This window comes from Streptomyces sp. NPDC050121, from assembly GCF_044460385.1.
In the GTDB taxonomy this organism is placed as follows: Bacteria; Actinomycetota; Actinomycetes; order Streptomycetales; family Streptomycetaceae; genus Streptomyces; species Streptomyces soliscabiei.
The window spans coordinates 131,210-151,651 of record NZ_JBITJV010000024.1 but is presented as its reverse complement, the minus strand read 5'-3'; the positions used below and the strand labels follow the sequence as shown (position 1 = coordinate 151,651).

The 20,442-nt window shown below is 68.2% G+C and carries 14 protein-coding genes; 10 read left to right on the top strand and 4 right to left on the bottom strand.

What is annotated here, in order from left to right:
* Positions 1–52: 52 nt before the first annotated feature.
* A complete protein-coding gene (gene rpsF / locus ACIBTS_RS31495) occupies positions 53–343 on the bottom strand; it encodes a 30S ribosomal protein S6 (protein WP_006604399.1) in 291 nt (96 codons plus the stop codon).
* Positions 344–630: 287 nt separating this feature from the next.
* Between rpsF and ACIBTS_RS31490 the strand changes: the two genes are divergently transcribed.
* The 3 genes from ACIBTS_RS31490 (at position 631) to ACIBTS_RS31480 (ending at position 3,387) form a co-directional block, all read left to right on the top strand.
* On the top strand, positions 631–942 hold the full coding sequence (locus ACIBTS_RS31490) for a hypothetical protein (RefSeq protein WP_079661191.1): 312 nt from the start codon (positions 631–633) through the stop codon (positions 940–942).
* Between the two features lie 207 nt (positions 943–1,149).
* The gene (gene femX / locus ACIBTS_RS31485) at positions 1,150–2,271 is read left to right on the top strand and encodes a peptidoglycan bridge formation glycyltransferase FemX (RefSeq protein ID WP_079661190.1); all 1,122 of its coding nucleotides are present in this window, start codon (positions 1,150–1,152) and stop codon (positions 2,269–2,271) included.
* Positions 2,272–2,355: 84 nt separating this feature from the next.
* Positions 2,356–3,387, top strand: a complete 1,032-nt coding sequence (locus tag ACIBTS_RS31480; RefSeq protein ID WP_079661189.1) for an alanine racemase — start codon at positions 2,356–2,358, stop codon at positions 3,385–3,387.
* Between the two features lie 105 nt (positions 3,388–3,492).
* On the opposite strand, the gene ACIBTS_RS31475 is transcribed toward ACIBTS_RS31480, so the two are convergent.
* The gene (locus ACIBTS_RS31475) at positions 3,493–4,992 is read right to left on the bottom strand and encodes a glycosyltransferase family 87 protein (RefSeq protein WP_399323835.1); all 1,500 of its coding nucleotides are present in this window, start codon (positions 4,990–4,992) and stop codon (positions 3,493–3,495) included.
* Between the two features lie 130 nt (positions 4,993–5,122).
* Entirely contained in the window at positions 5,123–7,792 is a 2,670-nt protein-coding gene (locus ACIBTS_RS31470; RefSeq protein ID WP_399323833.1) for a transglycosylase domain-containing protein, read from the bottom strand.
* Positions 7,793–8,144: 352 nt separating this feature from the next.
* Between ACIBTS_RS31470 and ACIBTS_RS31465 the strand changes: the two genes are divergently transcribed.
* From ACIBTS_RS31465 to ACIBTS_RS31450, 4 genes are all read left to right on the top strand, one after another.
* Positions 8,145–8,828, top strand: coding sequence for a PadR family transcriptional regulator (locus ACIBTS_RS31465; RefSeq protein ID WP_079661186.1), 684 nt, complete (start codon positions 8,145–8,147; stop codon positions 8,826–8,828).
* Positions 8,829–8,872: 44 nt separating this feature from the next.
* Positions 8,873–9,955 (top strand): inositol-3-phosphate synthase, encoded by a 1,083-nt coding sequence (locus tag ACIBTS_RS31460; protein WP_399323832.1) that lies wholly within the window; start codon positions 8,873–8,875, stop codon positions 9,953–9,955.
* Positions 9,956–10,051: 96 nt separating this feature from the next.
* The gene (locus ACIBTS_RS31455) at positions 10,052–11,314 is read left to right on the top strand and encodes an MFS transporter (protein ID WP_399323830.1); all 1,263 of its coding nucleotides are present in this window, start codon (positions 10,052–10,054) and stop codon (positions 11,312–11,314) included.
* Between the two features lie 128 nt (positions 11,315–11,442).
* Positions 11,443–11,961 (top strand): hypothetical protein, encoded by a 519-nt coding sequence (locus tag ACIBTS_RS31450; protein ID WP_319670896.1) that lies wholly within the window; start codon positions 11,443–11,445, stop codon positions 11,959–11,961.
* Between the two features lie 110 nt (positions 11,962–12,071).
* On the opposite strand, the gene ACIBTS_RS31445 is transcribed toward ACIBTS_RS31450, so the two are convergent.
* A complete protein-coding gene (locus tag ACIBTS_RS31445; RefSeq protein WP_399323828.1) occupies positions 12,072–13,538 on the bottom strand; it encodes a CCA tRNA nucleotidyltransferase in 1,467 nt (488 codons plus the stop codon).
* Positions 13,539–13,795: 257 nt separating this feature from the next.
* Between ACIBTS_RS31445 and ACIBTS_RS31440 the strand changes: the two genes are divergently transcribed.
* The 3 genes from ACIBTS_RS31440 (at position 13,796) to ACIBTS_RS31430 (ending at position 20,436) form a co-directional block, all read left to right on the top strand.
* Positions 13,796–16,219 carry a DUF6049 family protein gene (locus ACIBTS_RS31440; protein WP_399323826.1) on the top strand — a complete coding sequence of 808 codons (2,424 nt, stop codon included), beginning with the start codon at positions 13,796–13,798 and terminating at the stop codon, positions 16,217–16,219.
* 44 nt (positions 16,220–16,263) lie between these two features.
* The gene (gene murJ / locus ACIBTS_RS31435) at positions 16,264–18,585 is read left to right on the top strand and encodes a murein biosynthesis integral membrane protein MurJ (RefSeq protein WP_399323824.1); all 2,322 of its coding nucleotides are present in this window, start codon (positions 16,264–16,266) and stop codon (positions 18,583–18,585) included.
* A 138-nt stretch (positions 18,586–18,723) separates the two neighbouring features.
* Entirely contained in the window at positions 18,724–20,436 is a 1,713-nt protein-coding gene (locus ACIBTS_RS31430; protein ID WP_399323822.1) for a protein kinase family protein, read from the top strand.
* The last annotated feature ends 6 nt before the right edge of the window (positions 20,437–20,442 follow it).

Here is a 20,442-nt window from a genome sequence, read left to right as displayed (position 1 = left end):
CTGGCTGCTTGTGCTGCTACTCAGAATCCCGAGATCAGCTGAGCGTGCGAGCTCAGTGGGTCTCGGGACGGAGGACCTTGGTCCGGAGGACCGACTCGTTCAGGTTCATCTGGCGGTCGAGCTCCTTGACGACCGCAGGCTCGGCCTGCAGGTCGATGACCGAGTAGATGCCCTCAGGCTTCTTCTTGATCTCGTACGAGAGACGACGACGGCCCCAGGTGTCGACCTTCTCCACCTTTCCGTTGCCCTCACGGACGACGGAGAGGAAGTTCTCGATCAGCGGGGAGACAGCGCGCTCCTCGAGATCGGGGTCGAGGATGACCATCACCTCGTAGTGACGCATGTGGAACCCACCTCCTTTGGACTCAGCGGCCACGGTCGATCCGTGGCAGGAGGGTTGTGATGCGTACGCAACGGTATCGGCCGCCACTGACAGTCGGGGATCGGCAAGCGACATCCCCGCTCTGAGCTGGGCGGACTCCCTGGCTCTGCCTGGGCAGACACCGGTGCAGACGGTACAGACTACCTGCACACGTGCTTCCGGTTGAAATCCGGCGTGGGTGGGCGTCAATCTGTACACGTCGGGTGTGTATGGCGCTACGATGCGCCGCCTTCCGCAGGAGGTGCCACATGGCACAGGCATTGCGACCCAATACCGCCGGATCTCTCTTCGCCACCGACGGCAAACCCCATCCGCTCCAGGACACCCTGCTCGCAGTGACGCTGGTGCTCGGCGTGACGGCCTTCATCACGTCGTTCTTCCACAGCCTGCATCTGCTCAGTTCCTGGGCCGGCCTGGTGGCGATTCTCACCGGTGCGTACGGACAGTGGATCTCCGAGACCACCCGTGAGCGCTTCGGTCTGATCCTGGGTCTCGGTGCCGCGGGCGTCGGCTTCTTCATCGGAATGGCCCACGGGGGTCTCTTCGGCGGGGTCTGGTGACCCGGCCGGTGCCGGCACCGGGGACACCGTCCGCACCGAGAGACACGTAGAACACATACGAACCCTGACGGAACTCCCCGGCCGCGCACGGGCCGGGGCGAAGGTGCCGTACGCCCAGTCGGGGCGCTCGCAAGGCGCAGTAGGCTTCGGCGCGAGAGCCGGAGCCCCTGTACCCATGGGGACACACCAGCCCGAGGAGCGCCCCGAATGAGCCTGACCCTGAGGACGATCAGCCGCGAGCAGCATCTGGCATACATCCAGAGCCTGCCCTCGGCGAGCCACATGCAGGTTCCGGCCTGGGCAGACGTCAAGGCCGAGTGGCGGTCGGAGAGCCTCGGCTGGTTCGACGAGCGGACCGGTGAACTGGTCGGCGTGGGTCTCGTCCTCTACCGTCAGCTGCCCAAGATCAAGCGCTACCTGGCCTATCTGCCCGAGGGTCCGGTCATCAACTGGTATGCGCCGAATCTGACCGAGTGGCTGGAACCGATGCTCGCGCACCTCAAGCAGCAGGGCGCCTTCTCGGTGAAGATGGGCCCGCCGGTGATCATCCGGCGCTGGGAAGCCACCTCCATCAAGGCGGGCATCCAGAACCCGGACGTGAAGCGGCTGCGCGACATCGAGGCCGACTTCATCGAGCCGCGCGCCTTCGAGGTGGCCGACAAGCTGCGCCGTATGGGCTGGCAGCAGGGCGAGGACGGCGGCGCCGGCTTCGGCGACGTCCAGCCGCGTTACGTCTACCAGGTGCCGTTGGCGAACCGCTCGCTCGAAGAGGTCCACAAGAACTTCAACCAGTTGTGGCGCCGCAACATCAAGAAGGCCGAGAAGGCCGGTGTCGAGGTCGTCCAGGGCGGTTACCACGACCTCGAGGAGTGGCAGCGGCTGTACGAGATCACGGCCGTGCGCGACCACTTCCGGCCACGCCCGCTGTCGTACTTCCAGCGCATGTGGTCGGCCCTCAACACCGAGGACCCCAACCGCATGCGGCTGTACTTCGCCCGCCACAACGGCGTGAACCTGTCGGCGGCGACGATGCTGATCGTCGGCGGACACGTCTGGTACTCCTACGGCGCCTCGGACAACATCGGCCGTGAGTTCCGCCCGTCGAACGCCATGCAGTGGCGGATGCTGCGCGACGCATACGCGCTCGGCGCCACCGTCTACGACCTGCGCGGCATCTCCGACTCGCTGGACGAGACCGATCACCTGTTCGGCCTGATCCAGTTCAAGGTCGGCACGGGCGGACAGGCCGCGGAGTACCTCGGCGAGTGGGACTTCCCGCTCAACAAGCTGCTCCACAAGGCGCTCGACATCTACATGTCGCGCCGCTGACGTCGCGTTTCAGTGCTTCCATACCTCTGAACCCCTGACGCACTTCCCCACATCGCAGCCACGAGAAAGGTCCCAGGTCCGGCCATGGCGCTCACGCTCTACGTCGACACCGCGCGCTGGCGGGCGCACCACAAGCACGTGCAGGAGCAGTTCCCGGCACTCGTCCCGGTCTGCAAGGGCAACGGCTACGGCTTCGGGCACGAGCGGCTGGCGGAGGAGGCCACCCGGCTGGGCTCGGACATCCTCGCCGTCGGCACCACCTACGAGGCCGCGCGCATCAAGGACTTCTTCGGCGGCGATCTGCTGGTGCTGACGCCCTACCGGCGCGGCGAGGAGCCCGTCCCGCTGCCGGACCGCGTGGTGCGCTCGGTGTCGTCGGTGGACGGCGTGTACGGCCTTGTGGGGGCCCGTGTGGTCATCGAGGTGATGTCGTCGATGAAGCGGCACGGCATCAGCGAGCAGGACCTGGCGCAGCTGCACTCCGCGATCGAGAACGTCCGGCTGGAGGGCTTCGCCATCCACCTGCCGCTGGACCGAACCGACGGCTCCGACGCCGTCGAGGAGGTCATCGGCTGGATGGACCGCCTGCGGGCGGCCCGGCTGCCGCTGCACACGATGTTCGTCAGCCACCTCAAGGCGGACGAACTCGCCCGGTTGCAGCAGCAGTTCCCGCAGACCCGATTCCGCGCCCGGATCGGCACGCGGCTGTGGCTGGGGGACCACGACGCCACCGAGTACCGCGGGGCCGTCCTGGACGTCACGCGCGTCGCCAAGGGCGACCGCTTCGGCTACCGGCAGCAGAAGGCGGCCTCGGACGGCTTCCTGGTGGTCGTGGCGGGCGGAACGTCGCACGGGGTGGGTCTGGAGGCCCCGAAGGCCCTGCACGGCGTCATGCCGCGCGCCAAGGGCGTCGCCCGTGCCGGCCTCGCCACGGTGAACCGGAACCTCTCGCCGTTCGTCTGGGGTGGCAAACAGCGCTGGTTCGCCGAGCCACCGCACATGCAGGTGTCGATCCTGTTCGTGCCCTCGGACGCCCCGGAGCCGCACGTCGGCGACGAACTGGTGGCGCATCTGCGGCACACGACCACGCAGTTCGACCGACTGGTGGACCGCTGACCGTCGGGGCCCGCTGAACGGACGCAGCACAGGGAAGGGCCGTGTACGGAGACTCCGTGCACGGCCCTTCCCTGTGACGTATGGCCCCCGCAGCCCGGTGTTCGCTCAGGGCGAACCTTCGGTGGCGTCCTGCCTGCCCCATTCCACCAGCGGTCCGTCGAGGTGGGAGGCGTGCCGCGGCGGGTGGGCCGCGGCGCCGAGGACGAAGACGTCCTGCGCCCCGTCGAGCACGCCGCCCGAGGGATCGTCGTCTCCTGCCTGTCGCACCACATCCCTCTCCGGCATCAGGATGTCGCGCACGACCACCCCGCACAGGTAGAGCGTGCCCAGCAGGTGCACGCCGATGGCCCAGTGGTAGCCGTCGGTCGGCAGGCCCTTGTGGGCGTCTCCGCTCATCGTGTACGCGAGGTACATCCAGATGCCCAGGAAGTAGGCGACCTCGCAGGCCTGCCAGATCAGGAAGTCCCGCCACTTCGGCCGGGCCAGCACCGCCAGCGGCACCAACCACAGGACGTACTGCGGTGAATAGACCTTGTTGGTGAGGATGAAGGCCGCCACGATCAGGAAGGCCAGCTGGGCGAAGCGGGGCCGGCGGGGCGCGGTCAGGGCCAGCACCGCGATACCGACGGCGCAGAGCGCGACGAGCAACGTGGCGAGGGTGTTGACGCTGTCCGTGGTGAGGGGATCGCTGGAGTTCTGGGCAAGGATCAGCCAGAAGGAACCGAAGTCGACGCCCCGCTCCTGACTGAACCGGTAGAACTTCGACCACCCCTCGAAGGCGAAGAGCATCACCGGCAGGTTCACCACCACCCAGGCGACGGCCGCACCGCCGAACGCCTTGCCGAAGTCCCGCCATTTCCCCGCGCGCCAGCACAGCACGAACAGGGGGCCGAGCAGGAAGACGGGATAGAGCTTGGCGGCCGTGGCGAGCCCCAGCAGGACGCCGAAGGCCAGGGACCGGCCCCGCGACCACATGAGCATCGCGGCGGCCGTCAGAGCGACCGCCAGCAGGTCCCAGTTGATGGTCGCGGTCAGGGCGAAAGCGGGTGCCAGGGCGACGAGCAGGCCGTCCCAGGGGCGCCGCGCGTGCGTCCGGGCCACACAGACGGCGATGACGGCCGCGCACGCCATCAGCATCCCGGCGTTGACCATCCAGTACCACTGTTCCTGGTGTTGGATGCTGCCGCTGCCGGGCGTGAGCCAGGCGGCCACCTCCATGAACACACCGGTCAGCACCGGGTACTCGAGGTAGTCCATGTCGCCGGGGAGCTTGTCGAAGTACGGCACGAGCCCGTCGGCGAAACCGCGCCCCTGGTAGAGATGCGGGATGTCCGAGTAGCAGGCGTGGGTGTACTGGGAGGTGGCACCGAAGAACCAGCCTCCGTCGTAGCACGGCGCCTTCTGGATCAGTCCTAGGGCGAACATCCCGATCGCCACGAGCGCGACGATCCGCACGGGAGTCCACCAGGACGTCCCCAGCAGGGCCCGTCGGCCGAGAGGACCGCCGATGAGCTCACTGCCGGCCGCGGCCACCGGGTCGTCACTGGTCGGCCTCACCGGATCCGGCTCGTGCACGGGCGTCGGCGTCGATTCTGCACTGGGCATGGGCGACATCCTGCCGTACCGACCTAGGAAAAGGCCGAGGGCCGCTCCACCTGGTCCGGTGGAGCGGCCCTCGTTTCACGTGAAACATGCGCACGTTTCACGTGAAACACCCAAGCTGGGCACAGCGCGGCTAACCGTTTGAGCCTCCGAAGATGCCGCCGTTGCCGTTGCCTCTGCTGTTGCCGCTCGTGTCCGTGACGGTCGGCGTCGGGGTGACGTTTCCTGTTCCGCCGTTGTCGTTTCCGTTGGTCGTTCCACCGTTGCCGTCACAGAAGAAGCCGGAGCACGTCTGGGTAGCCGAGGGCGACGGCTCCACCTGCGTCACACTCGGAGACGGGGAAGGCGACGGCTTCTCGTCCTGGGTCTCGGTGGCCGAAGGAGTCGGGGTGGGGGACGGCTCCGCGTTGACGACCTCGCCGATCGGCTCGGGCTCGGGGAAGTCCTTCGGCTCTGTGCCCTTCAGCGCCTCGGCCATGTAGTCGTGCCAGATCTGCGCCGGGAACGAGGCTCCGTGGATCTTCTTCTGGCCACCCGTACCAAACATCTCCAAGAACGTACGGTTCTTTTTCGACTCGTCGTCGTCATAGCGGAACATGGTCACCGCGGTCGACAGCTGCGGGGTGTAGCCCACGAACCAGGCCGACTTGTTGCCGTCGGTGGTACCGGTCTTGCCCGCGACCTGACGGCCGGGCAGCTGGGCGTTGGTACCGGTGCCGTCCTCGACCACGGTCTTCAGGACATCGGTGACGTTGTCGGCGACCTTCGAGGTGAAGGCCTGCTTCGTCTGGTTCTCGTGCGTGAAGATCTGGCCCTTCTCGCTCGTGACCTTCTCCACCGAGTACGGATCACGCTGCTTGCCGCTGGCGGCGAAGGTGGCGTACGCCCCCGCCATCCGGATCGCGCTCGGGTCGGAGATGCCGATCGAGAACGACGGGAAGCCGCTGTTGGTGAGGCTGGAGTTCTTCAGGCCCGCGCTGACGGCGGCTTCCTTCACCTTGTCCAGACCGACATCCATGCCGAGCTGCACGAAAGCGGAGTTCACCGACTCGCGCATCGCCTCCCGCAGGTCGATCTTGTAGTCGGGCGGATTGCCGACGGAGACGTTGCCGTCATTGGTCTGCAGCCACTCCTCGCCCTTCTCGTTCTTCCAGACCGTGCGGTCATAGTTCTCGATCTTGAGCTTGTTCTTTCCGCTGAACAGGCTCTTGGGCGAGACGATGGTGCGTTCGTCCTGCGCCTGCGAGGACCCCAGGTCCGGATCGCGCACACCCCAGGTCATCGCGGCCGCCAGCACGAACGGCTTGAACGTCGAACCGACCTGGGCACCCGTCTGGTCGGCGTTGTCGGTGAAGTGCTTGGTGGCGTCCTCGCCGCCGTAGATGGCACGGATGGCGCCGGTGTCCGGTTCGACGGACGCCCCGCCGAACTGGACGTGTGTGTCCTCCGGCCGTTTCTCCGGCTTGATGTTGGCCTTCTGGACCTTGGTGACCGACTCCTCGAGCTCCTTGACCTTGTTCTTGTCGAAGGTCGTGTAGATCGAGTAACCGCCCTGCTGCAGCAGGTCCTGGGTAATCCCCGTCGTCTTGCTGTTGGTGACCAGGTAGCCGTTGGCGAGGTCGACGAGGTAGCCGATCTGCCCCTTCAGGTCGGTGTTCGACCGGGGGTTCTGCCACTTGGGGAGCGTCGTGTACTGGGCCCGCTTCGAAGCGTTGAGGTGACCGTACTCGACCATCTTGTTCAGGGTGTCCTGCATCTGCCGCAGGGCCCGCTTGCTGTTGGCCGCGGGCGTGGCGCCCGTCGGGTCGACGGAGGTCGCGCCGGCGGGGTCGTAGTACGTGGCGCCCTTCAGCATGGCGGCCAGGAAGGCGCACTCGCCAGGGTTGAGCTTGATCGCGTCCTTGTTGAAGTAGGCGCGGGCGGCGGCCTGGATTCCGTAGGCGTTGCGCCCGTAGTACGCGGAGTTCAGATAGCCGGCCATGATCTCGTCCTTGTCGACCTCCGCGCCCACCTTGATGGACACGAAGATCTCCTTGAACTTCCGGGAGATCGTCTGCGACTGGTCGTTCAGCATGGCGTTCTTGACGTACTGCTGGGTGATCGTCGAACCACCCTGCGTCTGTCCGCCCCGGGCCATGTTGAACACGGCGCGGGCGATGCCCTTGGGGTCGATGCCGCTGTCGTCGTAGAAGGTCTTGTTCTCCTGCGAGATCACCGCCCAGCGCATCTCCTCCGGGATCTGCGAGAGGTCGATGTTCTGACGGTTCGTCTCACCACCGGTGGCAACCATCTGGCTGCCGTCCTTCCAGTAGTAGACGTTGTTCTGCGCAGTCGCCGTCTTGGCGATGTCCGGGATGCCCACCATGGCGTATCCGATGCCCGCCACCGCCACCAGGCTGCCGACGAAGCCGACGAACAGGCCCGCGACAAGCTTCCAGGACGGCATCCAGCGCTGCCAGCCGTACTTGTCGGCGCGCGGATAGTCGATCAGGCGTTTACGGTCGGAGGCTGTGCGCCCTCGGCCCCGTCCGGGGCCGGTCGGGGCGCCACGGCGGCCCCCTGCGGGTTCGGCCGCTCTGCGCCGCCCGCCCGAGTTTCTCTGGGACGCGCGCCGGGCTTCGGTGCGGTTGCCGTTCGGCAGTTCCTCGCCTGCGGACCCGGTACCCAACCCGTAGTCGGAAGGAGATCCGGTGGCGCCTCGCGGTGCCGCGCGGCGGCCGGAGGACGGACCGGACTGGCCGCGTCGGGCCGCGGCACGTCCGCCTTCCTGCGGCTGCGGCGGTTTGCGACGGTGCTCGCTCATCGAACGATTACTCCTCGGGCAGGCGCATCCGTGCGCGCCTGGAAAGGGCGGCTGGTTTCCTGTCCCCCCGATGTACGGATGCGGTCGGTCGCGCATTCACCCGTACTGCACCGAGGACCTCGACGCCCCCCGGCGTCTCATGGGTCCCGGTGGTGTGCATGGCGCACAGACTACGCACCGCCAAAACCTGCCTAGGCCCGAAGTTCACCCCAAATCGGGCAAGTCACCTGCAACGAATCAGTGATGTGATCCCGTTCACCATCCCCCCTCTTGTCGCATCCGGAAGGCCGTTCTATCGTCGTGATGTATCGAGTCGATACATCGGAGCGACATAAGGACGAGAGGAGCGAACATGAGCCGGCGTGCCGGGATCCTTGAGTTCGCCGTCCTGGGCCTTCTTCGCGAGTCCCCGATGCACGGCTATGAGCTGCGTAAACGACTCAATACGTCACTGGGCGTGTTCCGTGCGTTCAGCTACGGCACGCTCTATCCCTGCCTCAAGACGCTGGTCGCCAACGGCTGGTTGATCGAAGAGCCGGGAAACACCTCTGAGGACGCCCTCGCCGCTCCACTCGCGGGGCGTCGCGCCAAGATCGTCTACAGATTGACGGCGGAGGGTAAGGAGCACTTCGAGGACCTGCTCTCGCAGACAGGCCCCGACGCGTACGAGGACGAACACTTCGCCGCCCGTTTCGCCTTCTTCGGGCAGACGTCACGCGATGTTCGCATGCGCGTACTGGAAGGCCGGCGCAGCCGGCTGGAGGAGCGCCTGGAGAAGATGCGCGCCTCCCTGGCACGCACGCGAGAGCGCCTCGACGACTACACGCTCGAGCTCCAGCGCCACGGGATGGAGTCCGTGGAGCGCGAAGTGCGCTGGCTGAACGAGCTCATCGAGAGCGAGCGGGCCGGACGGGACCTGAAGGGTTCCGCCTCCGGGGAGTCCGCTCAGCAGAACACCACATCTGGATCGTCGGGCGGCCTGCCCCGTCCCGGGGACACCCCCGAGGCGGATACGCCCGACGAAACCGCCACGTGAGCGCCCACTCAGGGCCTCACTCGTACACACAGGGAGCAACCGGAATGGGTTCGGTTCGCGTAGCCATCGTCGGCGTGGGCAACTGCGCGGCGTCGCTGGTGCAGGGCGTCGAGTACTACAAGGACGCCGACCCGGCGTCCAAGGTCCCGGGCCTGATGCACGTGCAGTTCGGGGACTACCACGTCGGTGACGTCGAGTTCGTCGCCGCCTTCGACGTCGACGCGAAGAAGGTCGGCCTCGACCTCTCGGACGCCATCGGTGCCAGCGAGAACAACACCATCAAGATCTGCGACGTCCCGAACAAGGGCGTCACGGTCCAGCGCGGTCACACCCTCGACGGTCTCGGCAAGTACTACCGCGAGACCATCGAGGAGTCCGCGGAGACCCCGGTCGACGTGGTGAAGGTCCTCAAGGACAAGCAGGTCGACGTCCTCGTCTGCTACCTGCCCGTCGGCTCGGAGGACGCGGCGAAGTTCTACGCCCAGGCCGCCATCGACGCCAAGGTCGCGTTCGTCAACGCCCTTCCGGTCTTCATCGCCGGCACCAAGGAGTGGGCGGACAAGTTCACCGAGGCGGGCGTCCCGATCGTCGGCGACGACATCAAGTCGCAGGTCGGCGCCACCATCACGCACCGTGTGATGGCGAAGCTGTTCGAGGACCGCGGTGTCCGTCTCGAGCGCACCATGCAGCTCAACGTCGGCGGCAACATGGACTTCAAGAACATGCTGGAGCGCGACCGCCTCGAGTCCAAGAAGATCTCGAAGACGCAGGCCGTCACCTCGCAGATCCCCGACCGCGACATGGGCGCGAAGAACGTCCACATCGGCCCGTCGGACTACGTGGCCTGGCTGGACGACCGCAAGTGGGCGTACGTCCGCCTCGAGGGCCGCGCCTTCGGCGATGTCCCGCTGAACCTGGAGTACAAGCTCGAGGTCTGGGACTCCCCGAACTCGGCCGGCGTCATCATCGACGCCCTGCGCGCCGCGAAGATCGCCAAGGACCGCGGCATCGGCGGCCCGATCCTGTCGGCGTCGAGCTACTTCATGAAGTCCCCGCCGGTCCAGTACTTCGACGACGAGGCCTACGACAACGTCGAGAAGTTCATCCGCGGCGAGGTCGAGCACTAGCTCGACCCGGACCGGAAAATTCGCTCCTGCCAGGGCTGAGAAGGGTCCCCGGGTCGCACGACCCGGGGACCCTCCCCGTGTGTGAGGCTGTGCCCCATGGCCGTCGTCCGTGATCTGCGCGTCCTGCTGCGCCTCGGAAACTTCCGGCGTCTGCTCGCCGTGCGGTTGCTGTCCCAGTGCGCGGACGGCGTCTATCAGGTCGCGCTCGCCACCTACGTCGTCTTCTCCCCCGAGAAACAGACCTCGGCCGCCGCGATCGCTTCCGCCATGGCGGTCCTGCTCCTGCCGTACTCGCTGGTCGGCCCCTTCGCCGGCGTCCTGCTGGACCGCTGGCGCCGCCGACAGGTCTTCCTCTACGGCAACCTGTTACGCGCCCTGCTGGCGTCCGCGACGGCCGTCCTGATGATCACCCACGTGCCGGACTGGCTCTTCTACGCCTCCGCGCTGTGCGTCACCGCGGTCAACCGCTTCGTCCTCGCCGGTCTGTCGGCGGCTCTGCCGCGCGTGGTCGACGGCGAGCGCCTGGTGCTGGCCAACTCCCTCTCCCCGACGGCCGGCACGCTCGCCGCGATCGCAGGCGGCGGCCTCGCCTTCGTCGTCCGACTGGTCATCGCGGACTCCGACGCCGCGGTGGTACTGCTGGGCTGCGTGCTGTACCTGTGCTCTGCGCTGGCGTCCCTGACCATGACCGCGGATCTGCTCGGGCCCGACCGTGACCTGGTCCAGCCCCGGCTGGCGACCGCGCTCAGGGGCACCGCCCGCGGCCTTTCGGCCGGCGTACGCCACCTGACCGAGCCGAAGCGCAGGGAGGCGGCCTGGGCACTCGGCTCGATCACCCTGATGCGGTTCTGCTACGGCGCCCTGACCGTCATGGTGCTGATGCTGTGCCGGTACGCGTGGTCGTCCGACCCGGACAAGGGGCTGGCCCTCCTGGGGCTGGCAGTGGGCATCTCCGGTGTCGGCTTCTTCGTCGCTGCGGTGGTGACCCCGCCGGCGGCGGGACGACTGGGCCCGCTGCGCTGGATCGTCGTCTGCTCGGCGGCCGCCGCGGTCCTGGAGCTCGCCCTGATGCTGCCGTTCACCCAAGTCACCACCTTCATCGCGGCGTTCGTGCTGGGGCTGGTCACCCAGGGAGCGAAGATCGCCACCGACACCATCGTCCAGTCCTCCGTGCAGGATGGCTTCCGCGGCCGAATCTTCTCCCTCTACGACGTCCTGTTCAACGTCGCCTTCGTCGGCGCCGCCGGGGTCGCCGCCCTGATGCTGCCGCCTGATGGCCGTTCAGCAGCGCTGGTGATCACGGTCGCCGTTATCTACGGAGCAATTGCTGGTGCTATGGCCCGCTTTGAACGCCAGTAAGTGTCACATCAATGACACAGACTCCCACTCGGTTACAAGGTTGTCAGTGGGTCCCGGTAACTTACGTGCGTCTTACCTCGCGCGCTGATTTCGCGCCACACGTCCACGTTTTCTAGGGGGACCCCCAAGTGTCGACTCCGCCGCCCCAGGGCCAGAACCCGTTCGCGCAGCAGGGCCAGCAGCCCTACGGCCAGCCCCAGGGCCAGGCCCCGTACCCGCCGCAGGGCGGTTACCCCCAGCAGCCCGGCCAGCCCGGCTACCCCACCGCCCCCTACGGCGCGGTTCCGCCGGAGCAGCCCCGCCGCAAGGTCAGCTTCAAGCTGATCAAGAACGTCGTCATCGTTCTCGCCGTCGCCGGTGTGGCCATCGGCGGCTACATATCCAGCCAGGACGACGCCAACACGGCGGCGGTCGGCGACTGCATGCACCGGGGCAGCAGCAACGACGACAACCCCGACCTCGAGGTCGTCAAGTGCGACTCCTCACAGGCGCAGTACATCGTGCTGGCGAAGGTCGAGGGCACGTACACCGACGTCACGGCCGACAGCAAGTGCCAGGAGAAGGCCAAGGACTTCCAGTACTCGTACACCGAGAGCGGTGACGGCAGTAACTTCCTGCTCTGTCTGAAGGACTACGCGAAGAAGTAAGGCAGCTGTGGAGAGGGGCGGTGTTTCACGTGAAACACCGCCCCTTCGCCTGTCCGCCTGCCGTGCCGCCCGGGTCATGTTTCACGTGAAACATGACTGGTTTCACGGCCTCAGTCCTGCTGGGCCCACCACTCCTTGAGGGCCTCCACAGCCGCGTCGTACTCCATCGGACCGTTCTCCAGGCGCAGTTCCAGCAGGTGCTTGTACGCCTTGCCGATGGCAGGCCCGGGACCGATGCCCAGGATCTCCATGATCTGGTTGCCGTCGAGGTCGGGACGGATCGCGTCCAGCTCCTCCTGCTCCTTCAGCTGGCTGATGCGCTCCTCCAGCCCGTCGTACGCCCGCGAGAGTGCGACCGCCTTGCGCTTGTTGCGCGTCGTGCAGTCCGAGCGGGTCAGCTTGTGGAGGCGTTCGAGGAGCGGGCCCCCGTCACGTACATAACGACGCACGGCGGAGTCCGTCCACTCGCCCGTGCCGTACCCGTGGAAGCGCAGGTGGAGCTCGACCAGGCGGGAAACGTCCTTCACCAGTTCGTTGGAGTACTTCAGAGCCGTCATCCGCTTCTTCGTCATCTTCGCTCCGACCACCTCGTGGTGGTGGAACGAGACCCGGCCGTCCTTCTCGAAGCGACGGGTGCGCGGCTTGCCGATGTCGTGCAGCAGTGCGGCGAGCCGCAGGGTGAGGTCGGGACCGCTCTCCTCCAGCTCGATGGCCTGCTCCAGGACGATCAGCGTGTGCTCGTAGACGTCCTTGTGCCGGTGGTGCTCGTCGCTCTCCAGCCGCAGCGCGGGCAGCTCCGGCAGCACATGGTCGGCGATGCCGGTGTCGACCAGGAGCGACAGGCCCTTGCGCGGACGCGCGGACAGGATCAGCTTGTTCAACTCGTCCCGGACCCGCTCGGCCGAGACGATCTCGATTCGGCCGGCCATCTCGCCCATCGCCGTGACGACCTCGGGGGCGACCTCGAAGTCGAGCTGGGCGGCGAAGCGCGCCGCCCGCATCATGCGCAGCGGGTCGTCCGAGAAGGACTCCTCGGGCGTACCCGGGGTGCGCAGCACCCGGCCCGCGAGGTCCTCCAGGCCACCGTGCGGGTCGATGAACTCCTTCTCGGGAAGCGCCACGGCCATGGCGTTCACGGTGAAGTCACGCCGGACGAGGTCCTGCTCGATGGAGTCGCCGTACGACACCTCGGGCTTGCGCGAGGTGCGGTCGTAGGCCTCGGAGCGATACGTCGTCACCTCGATCTGAAAACTTCGATCGACGTCTCCGACACGGGCGTCCTTCTGGACGCCGACGGTGCCGAAGGCGATCCCGACCTCCCACACCGCGTCCGCCCACGGCCGCACGATCTTCAAGACGTCCTCGGGCCGGGCGTCGGTGGTGAAGTCCAGGTCGTTGCCGAGTCGGCCGAGCAGCGCGTCCCGGACCGAGCCGCCGACCAGGGCGAGAGAGAACCCGGCCTCCTGGAAACGGCGGGCGAGGTCGTCGGCGACAGGGGCGACCCGTAGCAGTTCACTCACCGCACGGTGCTGCACCTGGCTCAGGACGCTGAGATTGTCTTCGTTGGCGTTCGGCACAACAGAAGAGGGTACGTGGCCCGGCGAACCGAGGGCGCCCCAATTCAGGGCGAACGGACATCTCCGCCGATAGGAGTGCAAGGCTGTCTCTTACCGCCTCCACCGGCTCTTCTCTTCATACACATACATAGCGGACGACCCGTCGGCCTTTCACGATCTTGTGGAGCAGACCGCGGCACTTCCCCTCAGCGCGCATCGTTACCATGCGTGGACGCACATCCGACGACCACTGACGACGACGAGGGACGGGCGAACGCGTGGCCGAGGCGGCAGACTTCCCGGGGATGAGTCCCTCACCTGCCCGCCGGTGGCTGCGGCGCACCGGCGCACTGCTCGCCGGCGCGCCTCTGCTGGCCGGTCTCCTCCAGCTGCCCGCCGCCCCCGCGGTGGCCGCCGGCCAGGCCTCCGCCAAGGAGGCCTCCGACACGGGCACCGTGGCCGTATCCGTCGACTCACTGACCCCGGCCGCTCCCTCCGACGGGGACACCCTGACCGTCTCCGGCACGGTCACCAACAACGGCAAGCGGGCCGTCACCGACGCCCATGTGGGCCTGCAGGTGGGTTCCGCGCTCACCACCCGCTCGGCGATCGACAGGGTCGCCATGCAGGCGGACGCCCTCACCGGCAACGAGGGCTCCGAAGTGGGCGGCAATTACGTCGCCAAGTTCGCCAAGCTCATGCCCGGCGTGGCCCAGCACTTCAGCATCGCTGTCCCGGTCGACAAGCTCGACCTCGGCGACGACGGCGTCTACCCGATCGGTGTCGCTCTCTCGGGCGAGACGTCCGCGCAGCCCTGGGAGAAGGTGCTGGGCATCCAGCGGACCTTCCTGCCCTGGCAGCCCGACGAGGCGGACACCCGCACCAGGACGACCGTGCTGTGGCCGCTGATGTCCACCGTGCACATGACGGCGGAGACCGGTTCGAACGCGCAGCAGACGCCGGTCTTCCTCAACGACGACCTGGCCGCGGAGATCGCTCCCGGCGGCCGCCTCGACCAGCTCCTGAGCCTGGGCAGGGAACTCGACGTCACCTGGGTGATCGACCCGGACCTGCTGGCGTCCGTGGACGCCATGACCGGCAGCTACCGGATCCGTGGCGACGGCGACACCACCACGGCGGGCACCCACCAGGCGGTCGCCAAGCAGTGGCTCGACGACCTGCAGGACGCGGTGACCGGCAAGGAGGTCGTCGCGCTGCCCTTCGCCGATCCCGACCTGGCCGCCCTCGCCCACAACGGCACAGGCGTCGCCGGCTCTCTCAGCCAGCTCAAGGCGGCCACCGATGTCGCCGCCACCACGGTGGAGACCGTGCTCCATGTGACACCGAGCACCGACTTCACCTGGCCGGTGGACGGCGCCGTCGACCCGTCGATCGTCAAGGTCGCCACCTCCGCCGGCGCCGACAAGGTGATCGCGCGCAGCGACAGCCTGGCGGAGACCGGCGATCTCTCGTACACCCCGTCCGCGGCCCGGCCCATCGGCGGCGGCACCACGGCGGTCGTCGCGGACGCGCGGCTGTCGACGGCGTTCCAGGGCGATCTGGTGCGGGCCTCTGCGTCCACGCTCGCCGTGCAGGAGTTCCTCGCGCAGAGCCTGGAGCTGAACCTGCAGACCGGCAAGCAGCGCAGCATCGTCGTCGCCCCGCAGCGCATGCCGACCGCGAGCCAGGCCCGGTCGCTGGCGCAGGCCGTCACCCTGCTCCAGGACGCCACATGGTCGCAGCCACAGCAGCTCGCGGCGACCGCCAAGGCCAAGCCCGACCCGAGTGCCACCACAAAGGTGCCGTCGAGTTCGGCGTACCCGTTCTCGCTGCGCAAGCAGGAGCTGCCCCGGTCGGCGTTCGAGCAGATCGCGGACACGCAGGACAAGCTCGACAACTTCAAGGTGATCCTCACCAACGAGGCCCGGGTCGTGACCCCCTTCGGGCGGGCCATAAACCGTGAGATGTCCACGTCGTGGCGCGGCCGGACCACAGCCACCAGCACGTTCCGGCAGGACGTGCAGGCGTATCTCGGCAGTCTCACCGGCCAGGTCAAGCTGATCGACAAGTCGGAGACCAAGCTCTCCGGCCGCAGCGCCACCATCCCCGTGACCGTGCAGAACAATCTGGTCCAGGGCGTCGACCATCTGGTGCTGCGGCTCACCTCGACCAACGACACCCGCCTGGAGATCGACGGCGACGTCTACGCGGAGCAGCCCATCGAGGTCTCCGGCGGGCACACCACGACGGTGAAGTTCCCCACGTCCGCCAACGTCAACGGCCAGACGACGGTGATCGCCCAGCTGTACACCGAGGACGGCCAGGAGTACGGCGACCCGGTCACCTTCGACGTGAAGGTCACCGAGATCACGGCCACCGTGATGCTGGTCATCGGCGGCGGCGTCCTGCTGCTCGTGCTGGCCGGGTTCCGTATGTACACCCAGCGCAAGCGTGCCGCGGCCCGGGAGGCCGAGGATGCCGACGAAAACGGCGAGTCCGCCGGGGAAGCGGAGGACGGCGCCGACGAGGCGGAAGAGCCCGCCGACGGCCCGGAGACCCCCGAACATCCCGGGAACCGCAACAAGGAAGAGTCCGACGCCCGAGCCGGGGCAGGCGACCCGGAGCAGCCGAGTGACGAGACACCGGACACCGCAGCGGAAAACGCCGACCCGTCCGCCACGGGTGAGAGAGTGGACCGTTGAGGATGTCGTGGCCGGTGGGCCGGGGACGATGAGGTGGGGTAACCATGAACGCGCCGTACGACGGTGACCGCGGCCAGGCCGCGGGCGGCTCGGGCCACCCCGAGGGCCCGCCGCCCGAGCACGGCCAGGTGCCGCCGCAGCACCCCGCGGACATGTATCTCCAGGACGCCTACGACCAGGACCCCTACCGGGCCCAGGACCTCACCGCGCAGGATCCGGTCGCCGAGGCGCTCTACGACCGCGCCGCGCACCCCCCACCGCCCCCGGGCACGTACCAGCCGCAGCAGCCGCTGTACGGCCGGCCGCCGCAGTCCCCGTACGCCCCCGACCCGCAGGTGTGGGCGCAGACCCCGGCGCCCGAGCCGGAGGGTCCCACTCAGTACCTGCCGTACGGCGACGACCCGCGCACGACGCAGTTCGTGGGCGTGGACGACCTGGTGACGCACTCCGGCGAGGAGCAGCACCAGCCGGACGCGTTCGCCCATCTCTTCCGGGACCAGCAGCAGAGCGGCTCCCGCGGCCCGACGGAGCCCCCGGCGGTGCCGGGCCCGGCACAGGCTCCCGGCGCTCACACAGCCGCCCCGCAGTACCAGGCCCCGCAGTACCAGGCCCCCCAGTACCAGGCACCGCAATACCAGGCCGCGGCCCCCTCGCCCGTGACCGACCAGACCATGAACCTCACCGCCACTCCGGCCGCGGACCCCGCGCCGGCTGCCGCCCCCGCCGCGAAGAAGGGCGGACGTGCCTCGGGCCTGCTGAAGTCCAGCGCCGTCATGGCGGCGGGCACCATGGTCTCCCGCCTCACCGGCTTCGTCCGCTCCGCGCTGATCGTCTCGGCGCTCGGCGTCGGTCTGCTGGGCGACACCTTCCAGGTCGCCTATCAGCTGCCGACGATGATCTACATCCTGACCGTCGGCGGCGGCCTCAACTCCGTCTTCGTACCGCAGCTCGTGCGGGCCATGAAGGAGGACGAGGACGGCGGCGAGGCGTACGCCAACCGCCTGCTGACGCTGGTGATGGTGGCGCTGGGCATGCTCACGGTCGCCGCGATCGCCGCGGCGCCGGTGCTGATCCGCCTCCTGTCCGACTCGGTCGCCAGCGACCCGGCGGCCAACGAGGTCGGCATCACCTTCGTCCGCTACTTCCTGCCCTCGATCTTCTTCATGGGCGTCCACGTGGTGATGGGCCAGATCCTCAACGCGCGCGGCAAGTTCGGCGCGATGATGTGGACGCCGGTCCTGAACAACATCGTCATCATCGTGACACTGGGCATGTTCATCTGGGTCTACGGCACCGCCGCCGACTCCGGCATGAAGGTCACGACCATCCCGCCGGAGGGCGAGCGGCTCCTCGGCATCGGGGTCCTGCTCGGTCTGGTCGTCCAGGCCCTCGCGATGATCCCCTACCTGCGCGAGACCGGGTTCCGGCTGCGGCTGCGCTTCGACTGGAAGGGCCACGGCCTCGGCAAGGCGGCGACCCTCGCCAAGTGGACCGTCCTGTTCGTCCTGGCCAACCAGGCCGGCGCCCTCGTCGTCACCCAGCTGTCCACGTCGGCCGGCAAGGACTCGCCGGTCGACGGTACCGGCTTCGCCGCCTACGCCAACGCCCAGCTGATCTGGGGCCTGCCGCAGGCCATCATCACCGTCTCGCTGATGGCCGCCCTGCTGCCCCGCATCTCCCGCTCGGCGGCCGAGGGCGACGCCGGCGCGGTCCGCGACGACATCTCCCAGGGACTGCGCACCACCGCCGTCGCGATCGTGCCGATCGCCTTCGGCTTCCTCGCACTCGGCATCCCGATGTGCACGCTGATCTTCGGCTCCTCCGGCACCAGCGAGGCCACGAACATGGGCTTCATGCTGATGGCCTTCGGCCTCGGCCTGATCCCCTACTCCGTGCAGTACGTCGTCCTGCGCGCCTTCTACGCCTACGAGGACACCAGGACGCCCTTCTACAACACGGTCATCGTGGCCGCGGTCAACGCGAGCGCCTCGGCGGTCTGTTACTTCGTGCTTCCGGCCCGTTGGGCCGTGGTCGGCATGGCGGCCTCCTACGGCCTGGCGTACGCGATCGGCGTCGGCGTCGCCTGGAACCGGCTGCGCAAGCGGCTCGGCGGCGACCTCGACGGCTCCCACGTGCTGCGCACGTACGCCCGGCTGTGCATCGCCTCCGTACCGGCCGCCGTGGTCAGCGGCCTCGCCTGCTACGGCATCGGCCACAGCCTGGGCCAGGGCGTCCTCGGTTCCTTCGCCGCGCTGATGGCCGGTGGAGCCCTGCTGCTCGGCGTCTTCTTCGTCGCCGCCCGCCGCATGCGCATCGAGGAGCTCAACTCGCTCGTCGGCATGGTCCGCGGACGACTGGGTCGCTGAGTCGGGAGGCAGGCGCACAACCATCGTCCGCCGCCGCGTGTCGTGCATAGCGGCGGACTGTGGGCACAATTGGGTTCGGCGTCGGACGGCGCGCACGAGGTCGGACGGCGCGCATTGAATGGGGAGGCAGGAACGACGGTGGCGGAACGGAGCACAGCTGCCGTCGACGTGGCAGACAACAGCGGTGACGAGCCGCTGACCGCACAAGCGGACCAGTCCACGGCCGACGGGGTGGTCAAGAACCGGGAGCAGGACACGGACAGCGACGAGGCACAGGGGAGCGGCGGGGCGGAGCGTCCCGGGAAGAAGGCCTCACCGCCGGAGCTGCACAGCGGTCACAAGCTCGCCAGACGCTATCGCCTAGAGGAGTGCGTCACCCGTCTGGACGGTTTCAGCAGTTGGCGTGCGGTCGACGAGAAACTCCGTCGTGCCGTGGGCGTCCATATCCTGCCCGCGGACCACGCACGGGCCCGTTCGGTGCTGGCCGCGGCCCGTTCCTCGGCCCTGCTCGGCGATCCCCGCTTCGTCCAAGTGCTGGACGCCGTCGAGGAGAACGACCTCGTCTACGTCGTCCACGAATGGCTGCCCGACGCCACCGAGCTGACGGCGTTGCTCGCGGCCGGCCCGTTGGAGCCGCACGACGCCTACCAGATGGTCAGTCAGATCGCGTCCGCCATGGCCGCCGCCCACCGCGAGGGCCTCTCGCATCTGCGTCTGAACCCGAATGCCGTACTGCGCACCTCCTCAGGTCAGTGGCGCATCCGCGGCCTCGCCGTGAACGCCGCCCTGCGCGGCATCACCACCGACACCCCCCAGCGCACCGACACCGAGGCGATCGGCGCGCTGCTGTACGCGGCGCTCACCCAGCGCTGGCCGTACGAGAACGACGCGTACGGCCTGTCCGGGCTGCCCAAGGACATCGGGCTGATCGCCCCCGACCAGGTGCGCGCGGGCATCCACCGGGGCCTGTCGGAGCTCGCCATGCGCGCCCTCGCCAACGACGGCGCGACCGCCTCCCGGCACGAGGCCGCCTGCACCACGCCGGAGGAGCTGGTGAAGGCGATCGGCGAGATGCCCCGCATCCGCCCGCCGGAGCCTTCGTTCGCGGCGCCGCCGGAGTACCAGCGCACCACGTACCAGCAGGGCACATACGGCCGCCCGTCGGCGCACCCGGGCGTCGCCCAGCCCCTGTCGGCCCCGCCGCCCACGCTGCAGAGCCGCACCGGCAAGGCCCTGAAGTGGGCGGTCTCCGCCCTCCTCATCGCCGCGCTCGGCCTGGGCAGTTGGCAGCTCGCGGACGCCCTGAAGGGCGGGTCCGACGACACGAACCAGACCCAGACGACGGACGACGGCGACAAGGGCAGCACAGCGCCCAAGCCGGTCAAGGCGCTCAAGATCCATGACGCCGCCGAGTACTACCCGGACGGCAACCCCCAGCACGCCGGCGACGCGAAGCTCACCTACGACGGTGACAGCTCCACGTACTGGCGGACATATTCGTTCGACGACGGGCCCGTGCTCGCGCCGTTCAAGAAGGGCGTGGGCATCGTCTACGACCTGGGCTCGGAGCACAGCGTTTCGACCGCCTCAATAGGGCTTCACTATGGAGGCAGCTACACCGCGGCGACCCTGTACGCGGCCGGTTCGCTCTCGTCGTCGGCTCCCCTCAGCTCCATGACGAAGATCGCTTCGGCTCGGACCTCGGGAGAGGAACTGAAGATCTCCGCCAAGTCGCCCGTGAAGACGCGGTACGTTCTCGTATGGATCACCGCCGCGCCGCGCTCAGGGCAGGACGAGTACAGCCGCGCCGGCTACAAGCAGGCCATCACCGACGTGAAGTTCACGGGCTGACGTCTC